We start from the raw sequence: 13,254 nt of genomic DNA, 5'->3' as shown, positions 1-13,254 counted from the left end.
AAATTTCCAAATACTTATAACCAGAGGTACAAAGAACCAGAGGTACAAAGTTAGAACTCAGTTATTAACATAGGATTTCTACAGAGCCTGAATTTTATACTTTGGACTAATACAGTTGAAGTAAAAACTGAGTAATGATAAATCTTCAACTGTCTAGATGTCAACATATGAAAGAATTTCAGGATAAAACAGATACCTTTTTTATTTACAATTAAAAATAATAGAATAGCCAAACGGCATTAAAAAATTAGACTCGAATTTAAATATTAATGTAACTATTCAGCCATAGCTTTGGTAAAAGCAATTTTTCCTCGGAAAGAGGAAAAATTGCATATAAAATAACCTTCTTTTTTCAATATCATGCTTACACGTGAAGAGATCCTTGAAATTTATGAAGCTGGTCCTGAAGCAGTTATTTCTGTCATCCAGAGACTTGAGTCTATCATAGAGAAACAAGATTCTCGGATTGCTGAACTTGAAGAACGTGTAAGGGTTTTAGAGTCTCGTTTGAATCAAAACAGCCAAAATAGCAGTAAACCTCCTTCTACTGATGTTTTTTGTAACGAAAAACCTAAACCTAAGGGTCTCCGCAAGAGTAGCGGCAAAAAAGTTGGTGGCCAAAAAGGTCATCCTGGAAAGACTCTTGAAATGGTTGAAAATCCTGATTAGATCATATGCCATTCTCCTGACTGCTGCGAAAATTGTGGTCATCATCTTGAAAATACTGAAGTTCAGGATTATGAACGCAGACAAGAAATTGAAATTCCTCCTGTGCAAATCATATATACTGAACATCGTTGTGAAATCAAGAAGTGTCCTCACTGCGGGAAAGTTAACAAAGGTTCTTTTCCAGAGTCTATAAAATTCCCGATTCAATATGGGCCTCGTCTTTTAGCCTCGATGCTGTATTTGAGGAACTATCAATTGCTTCCATATGAAAGGACTTGTGATTTAGTAGAGGACTTCTACGGTATACGTATCAGCCCAGCTACCATAAGAAGAGCGGAAAAAGAATGTTTCCAGAACCTGGAACCTTTCGAAAAAGCTGCTATGGAACATCTATTAACTTCCCATTCTGCCCATTGTGATGAGACAGGAATGAGAGTTTTGGGGACTAAATGGTGGCTTCATGTTGTCTCAAACAATTTGTGGACATATTATTTTCCTCATCCTAAAAGAGGGACAGAAGCAATGGATGCTCTGGGATTTCTTCCGCAATACAAGGGAGTAGCAGTTCATGATGGATATTCTTCATACAACAAGTATGGATGTGAACATGCCCTGTGCAATGCTCATCTTAAGCGGGAACTTACTGGGATTGAAGAGAGTTTTGAGCAGCAATGGGCTAAAAAGATAAATGAACTTCTCAGTGAGATGAAGAAGTATACTGATGAATGTAGAGAGATGGAAATTCCAATAGATCCTGAAAAAGTCCGAGAATTTGAGCAAATATACGACGCAATAATACAAGAAGGAATTATAGAAAATCCACCACCTGATCCTTCAAAGGATCAGGTCAAAAAGAGAGGAAGAACAGCACAAACAAAAGCAAAGAATCTCCTTGATAGGTTCATAGTACACAAGGAACAGATTAAGAAATTTCTTAATAACCTGAGAGTTGCGTTTGATAACAATCAAGCAGAGCGGGATATCAGAATGATGAAGCTACAACAGAAAATTTCGGGAACTTTCCGAAGTATAGAAGGAGCGGTAGCTTTCTGCAGAATTAGGGCATACATATCATCAATTAAAAAGAATGAAATGAATGTTATGGATGCTATTCTAACGGCGCTCAAGGGAGCGCCGTTATTAGCCTGAGAATTGAAGCATTTTGCTCCAAAACATACTTTTTTATAAGTGGCTGAATAGTTACATATTAATTATATAAAGTTTTGTTAACCGAAGGATTTTTTAAGTTTGACTGTGTAAAATAATTTATTTGTCACAGATTTGGGCTTCTACCGACGTTGCTGTTCGTTCCATCACCCATCTCTGTGATAAATACCAGATAAATCAGAATTCTTCTTATTATATTTTACTTCTTTGGTCAGGTTATCAGTTTTCGGGTCAAAAAATCCAGTTGTTTTCATTTAAAAATAGAGCCATTTTAAAGCAACAGGAATTGATTTCTGCAGTCTCAGTAGTTCCTATTTGTCAACTATCAAAAGGCAACAAATTTTTTATACTGTGCTTGACTAAGTTCATTATTAACAGAATTCCTAATTTCCAAAGGAGTTCGGATTAGGATATACTTTAGCTATATGGCTGTAATAGACTTCTTTGGTCAAGCTTTCTTTTTAAGAAAGGTTGGTTTACAGCTATATGCTGCAATAGACATCTTTGGTCAAGCTTTCTTTTTAAGAAATGGAGGGGGCAGTTTACGGCTAAGGTTCAAACAGACTTCTTTGGTCAAGATTGCTTTTCAAGAAAGGTTGCGGCTAACAAAGCTCCAGAATTAGTCGATCCGATTAAAACTGACGAATCTGCAGTTATTTCACTTCCTTTCAGACTCACGGTTTCAGGTATCCTTTTTGCTGTAATTTTACTTATTTCCTTCGTTTATCTCTATGATTTTCTGGACGAAGCAAAGGAAAAAGCAGCTCTGGACGAAATCTCAAGGCTTACGGCTGCTGCCGAACAGCTCTCCTTGCGTGGGGAAGGAAGTGAAGTTTCTCTGGAGATAAGGTTGCCTGAAGGCGTAAGCGTGGATTTCGGTGCGCTTCCTGACAGGCAGGTCAAATGGCCTGCGGATGCGAACAATTACTGCGTCCATACAGGAGAGAAAAGCACTTTCTATTATTCGGATGCCTCTTTCTCAAACCCTGAACTTAACGGACCCGTATTTCTTGGTTCTGGCAGGCACAGGCTCCTGCTCTCAACAAAGCTCGAACCAATGTCCGAAAGGCTATTCGTGATTATTTCCGAGAATGGCACTCTTAATAAAATTTGATATATAGGAGAAGATCTGCTGTGAGGAATTTTGCTTGCGATGACTCTGCATGGGCCGATTTCTTGATTTCAAAGGCGGCTCTAATTCTTGCAAGCGTTATCCTTTTTGCGGCACTCTTTAATCTGGTTGCCAGTTTCAAGGATCTTGAAACCCGGGAAAAGCTTGATTTTCTGGCTATGGACTTTAAAACTGCAGTAGATGAAGTCGGATCGGGCAATTCAGAATCAGCTAATTTCCAAGAGGGAGCAGATTCGGATTTTCAGGGAGAATCTCAGGATGAATTTCGCGAATCTTCCTATTGTTTCAGTGAACAGGAAATTTTCAGGGATTTGCCTTTTGCGGGAGATATAAAGGTTCGGGTTTCTGGCGAATATGTCTGTCTGGAAGCCGAATCCGGAGAAAGGAGTTTCAGGGCTGTAAAACCCTTTGCCTTCAGGGTTTTGCCTCTTAACGGATCTACCCTGCACGAAAAACTCAGTGAGGAATTTGGAGCTCCAGGCAACGAGGAAACTCCTATTACAACCGATTATTCTAAAATTGTGGCTTTCCTCCAGATATTGGGAACCGAAGAAGCAGTCTTGAGCCCAGGTGAAAATATCTCATTAAAGAAAGAATTCATTTATGTGAAGGATGAAGAGGAGGTATCTACTTTTGGCTGTGTCCTTGTTTACCAATAACTTCCTGTTTATTGGTGATCTGCTCGAAGATCTACTCAAAAAGCGGCTCACAGCTACAGCTCGGCTCAAGGATACATTAAAACCTGCAAAAAAAACGTGTGCGTTAATGCTCAGGGACGAACATGGGGTGCTTGAACCTCATACCGATCTACTCTCCGTAGCCCTTGCAGTGATAGGTTTTATGGTTTTCGCAGCTCTGATGTCACAGACCTACCTTGGATACGAAGACCGTTCATTTGCTCTTGAAAATTACGAGACCGCGTCTCTCATTGCCGAAAACCTGGCAGATGACCCTGTTCTGGGAGCAGAAAGCTCAGGCTTACTTTCGGCAGCTTCCCTTGACACACTTTCGGGCCCGAATGGGGCTAATGAAAGAGCAAAGATTTTTGCAGCTTTTTCCGGGAATTACCAGTTTCTGGTTGAAGTCCGAACAGGAGACGGTCAGTGGCACTGGCAGATCAAACCGGACAATGTCGAGATTGATGCTTTTGCCGACGACCTGGAAAAAGTTGCAGCCTCTGTGCCCGTTGTTATTGAACTGAATCCTGCCGAATCGATCCCTGGGATCCTTACTGTGGTGATTTATAAGACAAAATGGAACTGAAAAAGAGAGGCAGTAAAGGAGAAAAGCTGGATAGAAGTTAGAGAAATCGCATAGAAATTAAAGAGCCAGATAAAATTTTGAAAAGTTAATTGGAAGTTGAAGAATCACATGAAAGTTCGAAAAACCGCGTGAAAACTCAAAAAACTGGGTGGAAGATGGAAATTAGAATGAACCTGAAAATGAGAGATACGGCATGAAAGTGAGAGAGACTGTATGAAAAGGAAGAGAAACGAAGAGCCCATAAAGAGAAGCAGGGAATTAATAGTAAGAGAACAGGATAAGGTAAGACACCCAATAGTTCCTGAAATCCTCTGGCAATTTCCAAAGAAAAAAGGCGAGCTAATTGCAGAATGCTCAGGTTATTTCACAGTTTTTGATGCCCTTTTTTTACTTGTTCTGATCTCGCTTGCAGGTATCCTGCTAATGCCTTCCATGCAGGCAGAAAAACAATATCATGCAGCCGGGTATGTCACTTCTTCGGAACTTGATGTTTATCTGCTTGAGTCAGTGCTTTCCTGTAAACTTGAGGACTTTGAATACGAAATATCTCCTCTTGCAGCTCTTAATATCTCAATACCTGAAAACTCGGTTGTGGAAAATTCTTCTCATGCCCTCTTCGGGAAAGAACAGAAACACAGGACTTTTGCTGACCTGATTGCGGACTATCTTGCTCTTTCCCTTGCGATCTCAAATAATGATTCTTTAGTTTTCCTGAACCCCCTTGCTGTGAACTATTCTTCCCGGGACTCGGAGGTTATTTCAACATATCTGGATCAGAAAGCCGCAGGAAGATTTTCCTACAGGTTTGAAGCTTATTGGCACCCTGTAGAAGTTTTTCCTGTACAAAGCGAGCTTATTATTGGAGAAAAGCCTCCTGCAAATGCAATTCGTCAAAGTACAAAGCTTTCCATGCCCCTTTACGCCAGCCCTCCTTCAAAAGCTGCATTGCTTGATTCTGTTAATGACTCCGTGCTTGAAACTTCCCTGAACTCATCGGATGAAGAAGCCAGCAAGATACTCTTCCAGGCTTTTAATGATTCTCTTGACGCAGCAGCCCTGGAAGGTGCAGAGGTACTTACAGGGCTGCTCTTCCCATCGGATTATTTTGGGTCGGGCTTTGGGGAGGAAAATGAGGAATCTTTCCAGACCCTGATCTACGGGGTTTCTGAAAATCCTGTAGATAGAAAGTCCGGAGAAGAGGCTTTTGCGGTATATTTTTCGGATTTACTTGAAGCCGGGTTTCCGGTTGATTCCGAAGCTTTTTCTGAAAATGCATCAACAGTCGAATTCTCTTTGCTTGAAGACATGATGACAGAGTATATAAAAAGTGAAATTCGGAGCGAGCTTGAAGGTGAATTTTCAGGTGAGGTCAACAAAACAGTTTATTCCATTCTTGAAGCTGAAAACCTTTCAGAAGCCCGTAATCTTCGCGATGCGCATATCGAATATGTTTACAGGCAAATAAATCCGGGTGGGGCGCGAATAGTTTTGAGCTTCTGGGATTCTGCCTCATGAACCTGGATATAGAAAATGGATATAGAAAATGGATATAGAAAATGGATATAGAAAATGGATATAGAAAATGGATATAGAAAATGGATATAGAAAATGGACATATACTCAGATAAAATGTGCTTATGGAAAACGTTTACCACTGAAACTTTTCAATATGAAAAGAGCCATACGCCTCCCTATCCGACACAAAGTATATATGTTATGGTGCGTTCTCTAGTGATGTTTTTACCGAAAAACTTATGCTTTTCCAGGGATTCCTGAAAAGCCACGCAGCAGTTTGCTGTGGCGGATTAAATCTCCCGATCGATGTGTTGGTCCGTTATAGTCGGTAAAGATATAACTTCCGCTCGAAGAGTTCTCTTCAGGGCATCGATCAATTGATATCAGGAGACTTATTATGGCAAAAATGCATACCAAAAGAAAAGGCAAGTCAGCTTCCACCAGGCCAATCAGAACCGAGCCGCCTGAGTGGTGCAAGATCAGCGCAGATGAAGTTACTACAATCACTCTTGACCTCTGGAAACAGGGTGTTTCCACTGCCGAAATTGGAATGACTTTAAGGGACCGTTACGGAGTTCCTGACGCCAAGCTTATCACAGGCAAGAAGATCACAACCATTCTTAAGGAAAACAACGTTTATCCGAACGTTCCGGAAGACCTTACCAATCTGATTGTGAAGGCCCTGAGGCTCAGGAAGCACCTTTCTATTAACAAGAAAGATGTCCACAACAAGCGTGCCCTTAACCTTACTGAATCCAAGATTAGAAGGCTTGTTAAGTATTACCAGCAGGAAAAGGTACTCCCGAGAGACTGGTTCTACAAGCCTGAAACTGCAGAAATGATGATTACCAGGTAAAAACCTGGAAATCTTTTTCTGGTATCCTCTTCAAATTGTATGGGTAAAAGTAAATTTCATGTATTTAATGAAAATTTAAAAATTTACCAAAGTATAAACAACAACTTCAAGCGATGCATCCAACTTTACAACTGTATAATAAAATTATTGTATAGTTTTCAAATTGGAAAATTCTCCACTGAATTTGAAGAGGATACTGGGAAATCAAAAACTGGGATCTCAAAATCATTGCCTGTACGCATTTAGGAATGATACAAATATAACTTCTAATTTTTAGTTTGGGAAGTGATCTATCGTTCCACTTCCCCAAATATCATCCTTGTCAACAAAAACACTTGGTATTATATTTCGTATCTATTCAGCGTACGAAAATTAGGCTTACTGATATTGATTTTAAGGTTTCATAAGCATAGAATTATCAACTGTATAAAACTAAAAAGCACGAGCAGTAACAACAGTTGTGAAAAATTAATCAATAGGATTTTGCCCATTTTAGATTTAAGAAGATGCCTATTGAGGTTGTTTTTCCTACGCTGAATAGTTACTATATTTCTATTGTTCCTTAAGTTTAACATTGAGCTTATCCAAAAATAATTTTATAGAAAAGTATTTTGAGTTTTGAGATTAGCTCAATAATGTTATAGCTGGACTTTATAACTAATTAAGGAGATATTGCTGGCTATGGAAAAAGAGAAAAAAAAAGGATGGACTCATCCAGAAGCTGCTGAAAAATATGCCCAGACAGCTGATATAATCATACCTGAAAGGAAAGAAATATTGTCAATTATTTCAAGGGTAGCAATCGAATTAGGGCCAATGGATCCTAAGATAATTGACCTGGGCTGTGGTCTGGGCGATGTGACAGCTGAGATCTTGAAGTTAAAGCCTCAAGCAGATGTTCTCATGATCGACTTCTCTGATGAGATGATAAGGCGAAGCAGCGAAAGGTTCAGGGATAATAAAAACATAAATGTAGTCAAACGTGATCTGAATCAAGGACTCCTGGATATAACTGGAGATAGAGGATTTGATGCTGTTGTATCCTGTTTTTCTATTCATCATGTAGAGTTTGAAAACAGAAGCAAACTGTATTCCGATATTCGCGAACTTCTAAAAGAGCAGGGTTTATTTATAAACGGAGATCTTTTCAGGGAAGACTCTCCAGCTATTGATCAATGGGAGTTTAATAACAAAATCTCCTCTCTGATGATACAACTTAAGGAGAAGCTCGGACAGGAATGGACCTTTGAGGAACTGAAGCTTAATCGACTGGAAAACTCCCAGAAAATGGGAGATAAACCTGGAACGCTTTTGGAGACGTTTCAAGACATGAAGGCAGCAGGATTTAGACATGTTGATTGCTTATGGAAATCCCGCAACCTCGCCATAATGGCTGCAACCAAATCTTGAAAGAAATAACATTGTGTTTTCTATTGATCCAAGCTGTAGTACAAACATTACACAGGAAATGTATATAGCTTCTAACTACCTTTTAAGGTACCTGACCTGCTAATTTCATATTTGATAAGCTCTCCATTGGTATCCTCTTCAAATTTAATGGATTTTCAACCGCATAAAAAACATAATAGTTGTTCCATTTTGACTCAGTACCAAAATCTAGTGATGAATGTAAAGTTCAAAATCACTAGATTTTGGTACTGAGTCTTTTACTCTTTTCTCTTATCTTAATTCTCTGACTACTTTTGAAATTGTCATATACTCTTTTTCTTGAGATAATTTCTTACTTGTTGCTGGTTTTACACGTTATGTACAAGTGCAACTTCAGGATTTCCTGGAACTACACAGCGCATACCTGCAATCTCTCCGATAATTACAGGCAAACCATACACCTCCTCGATAACCTGAGGTGTAATTATCTCGGCGCCCCCTTGCGCGTGAATTTTCCCTCCCTTAAGGAAAATAAACTTATCTGCATACCTGAGGGCCTGGTTAAGGTCGTGCATTGTCATTATGGCTGCAATTCTGTGCTCAAGGACAATCTGCCTGATAATGCCCAGAATCTCAACCTGATTTTTCATATCAAGGCTGCTTGTAGGTTCGTCAAGAAGTAGGACTTTTGGCTCCTGTACGAGTGAACGTGCAATTGCAACCTTCTGAAGTTCACCTCCGCTCATTTCATCGATATATGAAAGGCGGAGTTTTTCCATGGAAAGTAACTTGAAAACAGAATCGACTATTTGAAGGTCTTTTTCGGTAACATCCCATTTGATATGGGGCCGCCTTCCGAGCAAGACTGCATCAAAAGCTGTCAACCTCCCGGTTTCCACCCGCTGGGGAACATACCCAACAAGGCGCGCGATCTCCATTGTTCCAAGGTCAAAAAGGTTATTTCCATCAAGATGAACTGTTCCTCCTTTTGGGCGGAGAATTTTGTTAAGACATTTTAAAAGTGTAGTCTTACCAACTCCATTAGGCCCAAGGATTGCTACAATTTCTCCTTCCTCGATGGAAAAGGCTATTTCATGGAGAATTGTACGGTTGCGATACAAAAATTCAAGTTCCTCTACTGAAAGTATCATCGTTTGTACCCCTTAAGAAGTAAGTATATGAAAACAGGTGCTCCCATGAAAGCAGTAAGAATAGATACGGGAAGCACATATGGCGATATTATAAGCCTTGCCGCAGTGTCTGATGCCAGAAGCAGGATTCCTCCAAAAAGAGTAGAACCGGGTATCAGGTATCGCTGGTCATCTCCTATGACCCTTCTGACCATATGAGGACAGACCAGTCCTATAAACCCTATTACCCCAAGAAATGCAACAATCACTGCAGAAACCAGGGCTGCGATTACCATGCCTACTAACCTTGTCCTTTCCACATTGACACCGAGACCCTTTGCGGTCTCATCGCCTGCATCTATGGCATTATAGTTCCAGCAATTGGCAACGAAGAATATAATTGCAAGCAGCACAACGCCAGCCATTATCTCAAGTTCCGGCCAGGTTACTCTTCCGACATCGCCAAAAGTCCAGAAAACGACTGCTGCAAGCTGGGTATCGTCAGCAAAGTACTGGAGGAATGCCGTACCTGCTGTAAAGAGAGAAGAAAGTGCAACTCCTGCAAGTACCATTACCTCGGGCGAAGCCCCCCGTATACTTGAGATTAGCAGGATCACTCCGGTCGCAAGAAGGCAAAAGAAAAGGGCTACCGTTGTTGTCAGGTAAGGGTTGTTAATTGTCACAGCATTTGCAACTGTGGACTGCATTTTTCCGGTACCGAGGACCACAACAGACACTGCAGCTCCGAAAGCGCCGGCATTTGAAATTCCAAGCGTGAACGGAGATGCAATGGGATTACGCAGTATAGACTGCATCGCAACTCCTGCAACCGAGAGTCCGGCTCCTGCGACTATTGCAGCCAGGGCTTGAGGGAGCCGGATGTTCCAGATTATTAAATCCCATTTTGTAGAAACACTGTGCCCCGTTATGGTTTGCAGCACTTCATAAGGCGGTATTGTCACCGCTCCTACCGAGATCGAGTAAATAAGCATAATGAAGAGGAACAGAACCCCCCCCATAATCCAGAAGTATTTTCTGCGTATGTACAAAAGATAATCTTCTGGGACTGCTCCTTTGGAGAAATGCACCTTTTTATACCCTCCATTTTATTGCAAAATTTGTTTAAAGCACATATTACTGTAATTTCCATTCAGATCTGAAAATACAGGTTTACCAACGAAGAAAGTGTATATTTCGTCAGCTTTTGCTTCCGGATCAATATCTTCAAATCTGTCCGGATAGAGCACTTTTCCGATAAAATAAGCGTCTGCAAGTACGGACTCATAGTTGGTGCTGTAGAAGTTATAAGGGATTACTCCATAGACTTTTTTATTTTTCACAGCCGAGAGTCCTGCAAGGGATGTATCATTCTTCAGTTCTCCAATTGCACCTTCGTTACCAAGCTGGAGGGTACCAACATCGATAAATATATACTCGGGATCCCAGTCTACGAGTGCCTCCTTAGCAATATCCGCATGCTCTGTGCCCATTCCGGCTGCGACATTCTTTGCATTCACCCAGAGGAATGGCGAGTAAGCAGGTTCTGTAGCGATTATTCCATGAGCTCCAGCCATACCGACCCCACCAATATAGGCCGTTTTTCTTTCAGATTCCGGAATGTCGGCAGTCCTGTTTTCAAGATCCTGCATAGTAGCATTGATATAACTGATTACTTCCTCTGCTCTTTCCTGTTTACCTACTGCCTCGCCCATTATCCTCAGAGAGCTGTACACTTCGGCTTTCTGTGTCTCATTATTCAAAGACCCGTAAGGGAATGCGACCACAGGGATGCCGGTTTTGTCCTGAAGAGTGTCGGCTTCAGTGGCAGTAGGTGCTGCTGCCTGTCCAATCATACTGGCTTTCAGAATAACCTGAGGGTTAACTTCAATGATTTTCTCCGGGTCATCATTACCCCTGGCCTCTCCAATAAGGGGATAGTTTTTGAGCTGGGGATTCGCATATACATAAGGGCGACCTTCGTTTTTGTTTTCTTTTTTCTCCAAGCTATCAACCCCTACTACATCGTCCTGAGCTTGCAGGTATACAAGGTAGCGCAGGCACCCGGCTCCTGAGCAAACAACTCGTTCCACATTTTCAGGTATGGTGACTTCCCTGCCAAACCCGTCCGTGAGTGTAAACGCTCCGGATTCTATTGCCTTATCGGCGCCTGAAACTCCTGAAGCTTCTGCTGAAGCCGATCCGTTCTGATCCTTATCAGATGAGGACTTGTCCGCGCATCCTGAAGCCACTACCAGGGCAGCAATGAGCAGTCCTATAAAAATAATTTTATATAATTTATTACCATAATTTAATTTCATGTTACATCCCTTTATGATCAAAGAGTAAAAGTATTACATAAAATTAACTAAATTATCTTAGTTTAATATTCAATCCAATTAATTTTTTGAAAATGATGAGCTATTATGACTTTTAAATCCAGATAAGGATAAATTTATGGTGTAACCTTAACTGACTTGCTTTTAATTATTGAATATGAAAAACTATGATAATGGTTGTTTTTTGGTAGATCAATGCCTTTAAAAAGTTAACTCCGTGAAAAATTAATTCAGTAAAATCGGAATTAAAGAGTGGAATAAAATTAAAAAAATAAGATAAAAACACAACAAAAATAAGGTAAAAATAATTCAGAAATATATAAAACTGTATGAAGTAATTTTTTAGCAGATTCCAGAACTAAAAATTACTTCACGCAATATTTCGAAACTACCGATTGATAAAACTAACTTTCTTATACCTCAATTATAGTGGAATCGATTTAAACCCAAGGTTGTCGTACTGTTCATTAATTTCAGAGAACACGGGTTTACCAACGAAGAAAGTATAAATTTCGTCAGCTTTTGCTTCCGGATCGATGTCTTCAAACCTGTCCGGATAAAGCACTTTTCCCACAAAATAAGCATTCGCAAGCACAGACTCATAGTTGGTGCTGTAGTAGTTGTAGGGAATCACTCCATAGACCTTTTTATTCTTTACAGCCGAGAGCCCTGAGAGAGACGTATCATTCTTCAGCTCTCCAATTGCTCCTTCGTTACCAACCTGGAGAGTGCCGATATCAATAAATATGTACTCTGGATCCCAGTCTACAAGTGCTTCTTTGGCAATATCCGCATGATCTGCACCCATTCCGGATGCAACATTATTTGCATTAACCCAGAGGAATGGAGGATAAGCAGGTTCCGTTGAGATTATTCCATGGGCTCCAGCCATGCTCACACCACCAATATAGGCAGTTTTTCTTTCGGATTCCGGAATGTCGGCAGTCCTGTTTTCCAGGTCTTGCATTGTAGCATTGATATAATTGATTACTTCCTCTGCTCTTTCCTGTTTACCTACTACCTGACCCATTATACGGAGGGAACTATAGATTTCAGATTTCTGCTCTTCGTTCTTTAAAGAGCCGTAAGGGAACATGACAACAGGAATACCAGTTTTATTCTGAAGCGCATCGGCATCAGCACCATTGCTTGCTGTCGACTGGCCACTTGTGCCGGTTTTCAGGATGACCTGGGGACTGATGGCAATTATTTTTTCAGGATCATCGTTGCCTCTGAATTCTCCAATCAAGGGATAGTCTTTAAGCTGCGGGTTTGCAAGAGCATAGGGACGACCTTCAAACGCGCTTTCCTCTTTCTCTAAGCTATCAACCCCTACTACATCATCCTGGGCCTGCAGGTATACAAGATAGCGCAGGCATCCAGCTCCTGAGCAAACAACCTGTTCCACATTTTCAGGTATAGTAACTTCCCTACCATATCCATCCGTGAGTGTAAACTCTCCAGATTCTGCGGCCTTATCGGCGTCTGAAACTCCTGAAGTTTCTGATGGAGATGATCCATTCTGATTCGTATCAGATGTGGATTTGTCCGCGCACCCCGAAGTCACTACAAGGGCAGCTATGAGTATTCCTATAAAAATAATTTTATATAACTTGTTATTATTAAATTTCATATTACTTTCCTCTAGTTTCAGAAAGCAAAAGTATTACATAAAATTAACTAAATTTTCTTAGTTAATATTTGGTCTAATACATTTTTTGAAAATGATGAGTTATTATAACTTTCAAATCCAGATAAAGATAAACTTATGGTGTAACCTTACCCGACTTGCGTTTA

Annotated in this window: 10 protein-coding genes and 1 pseudogene; 7 read left to right on the top strand and 4 right to left on the bottom strand. The window is 40.5% G+C overall.

What is annotated here, in order from left to right:
- Window positions 1-360: 360 nt before the first annotated feature.
- From tnpC to MSBRM_RS04455, 7 genes and pseudogenes are all read left to right on the top strand, one after another.
- Window positions 361-1,818, top strand: a pseudogene (gene tnpC, locus MSBRM_RS04490) (IS66 family transposase).
- Between the two features lie 829 nt (window positions 1,819-2,647).
- Window positions 2,648-2,950, top strand: a complete 303-nt coding sequence (locus MSBRM_RS18710) for a hypothetical protein (protein WP_054865174.1) — start codon at window positions 2,648-2,650, stop codon at window positions 2,948-2,950.
- Window positions 2,951-2,970: 20 nt separating this feature from the next.
- Window positions 2,971-3,627, top strand: a complete 657-nt coding sequence (locus tag MSBRM_RS04475; protein ID WP_052712698.1) for a hypothetical protein — start codon at window positions 2,971-2,973, stop codon at window positions 3,625-3,627.
- The gene (locus tag MSBRM_RS04470) at window positions 3,608-4,231 is read left to right on the top strand and encodes a hypothetical protein (protein ID WP_230669144.1); all 624 of its coding nucleotides are present in this window, start codon (window positions 3,608-3,610) and stop codon (window positions 4,229-4,231) included. Before MSBRM_RS04475 ends, MSBRM_RS04470 begins: the two co-directional genes overlap by 20 nt.
- Window positions 4,232-4,444: 213 nt before the next feature.
- Window positions 4,445-5,746 (top strand): hypothetical protein, encoded by a 1,302-nt coding sequence (locus tag MSBRM_RS04465; protein WP_048154807.1) that lies wholly within the window; start codon window positions 4,445-4,447, stop codon window positions 5,744-5,746.
- Window positions 5,747-6,143: 397 nt separating this feature from the next.
- A complete protein-coding gene (locus tag MSBRM_RS04460; protein WP_048154804.1) occupies window positions 6,144-6,602 on the top strand; it encodes a 30S ribosomal protein S15 in 459 nt (152 codons plus the stop codon).
- Between the two features lie 681 nt (window positions 6,603-7,283).
- Window positions 7,284-8,012 (top strand): class I SAM-dependent methyltransferase, encoded by a 729-nt coding sequence (locus tag MSBRM_RS04455; protein WP_048154802.1) that lies wholly within the window; start codon window positions 7,284-7,286, stop codon window positions 8,010-8,012.
- 347 nt (window positions 8,013-8,359) lie between these two features.
- Here the strand turns inward: MSBRM_RS04455 and MSBRM_RS04450 are convergent, their stop codons facing one another.
- The 4 genes from MSBRM_RS04450 to MSBRM_RS04435 all read right to left on the bottom strand — a co-directional run bounded on the left by MSBRM_RS04450 (window position 8,360) and on the right by MSBRM_RS04435 (window position 13,090).
- A complete protein-coding gene (locus MSBRM_RS04450) occupies window positions 8,360-9,142 on the bottom strand; it encodes an ABC transporter ATP-binding protein (RefSeq protein ID WP_048154800.1) in 783 nt (260 codons plus the stop codon).
- Complete coding sequence (locus MSBRM_RS04445; RefSeq protein ID WP_048154797.1) at window positions 9,139-10,209, bottom strand: FecCD family ABC transporter permease; 1,071 nt, start codon at window positions 10,207-10,209, stop codon at window positions 9,139-9,141. Before MSBRM_RS04445 ends, MSBRM_RS04450 begins: the two co-directional genes overlap by 4 nt.
- Before the next feature lie 18 nt (window positions 10,210-10,227).
- The gene (locus MSBRM_RS04440) at window positions 10,228-11,439 is read right to left on the bottom strand and encodes an iron ABC transporter substrate-binding protein (protein WP_048154793.1); all 1,212 of its coding nucleotides are present in this window, start codon (window positions 11,437-11,439) and stop codon (window positions 10,228-10,230) included.
- Window positions 11,440-11,881: 442 nt separating this feature from the next.
- On the bottom strand, window positions 11,882-13,090 hold the full coding sequence (locus MSBRM_RS04435) for an iron ABC transporter substrate-binding protein (protein WP_048154790.1): 1,209 nt from the start codon (window positions 13,088-13,090) through the stop codon (window positions 11,882-11,884).
- Window positions 13,091-13,254 lie beyond the last annotated feature (164 nt).

This window comes from Methanosarcina barkeri MS (genome assembly GCF_000970025.1).
In the GTDB taxonomy this organism is placed as follows: domain Archaea; phylum Halobacteriota; class Methanosarcinia; order Methanosarcinales; family Methanosarcinaceae; genus Methanosarcina; species Methanosarcina barkeri.
This window is presented reverse-complemented; position numbering and strand designations above follow the sequence as displayed.

Bases quoted from the DNA above. Each gene is read 5' to 3' on its own strand.
- MSBRM_RS04465 (WP_048154807.1), top strand. From the start codon at position 4,445: ATGAAAAGGAAGAGAAACGAAGAGCCCATAAAGAGAAGCAGGGAATTA.
- MSBRM_RS04460 (WP_048154804.1), top strand. From the start codon at position 6,144: ATGGCAAAAATGCATACCAAAAGAAAAGGCAAGTCAGCTTCCACCAGG.
- MSBRM_RS04455 (WP_048154802.1), top strand. From the start codon at position 7,284: ATGGAAAAAGAGAAAAAAAAAGGATGGACTCATCCAGAAGCTGCTGAA.
- MSBRM_RS04450 (WP_048154800.1), bottom strand. From the start codon at position 9,142: ATGATACTTTCAGTAGAGGAACTTGAATTTTTGTATCGCAACCGTACA.
- MSBRM_RS04440 (WP_048154793.1), bottom strand. From the start codon at position 11,439: ATGAAATTAAATTATGGTAATAAATTATATAAAATTATTTTTATAGGA.
- MSBRM_RS04435 (WP_048154790.1), bottom strand. From the start codon at position 13,090: ATGAAATTTAATAATAACAAGTTATATAAAATTATTTTTATAGGAATA.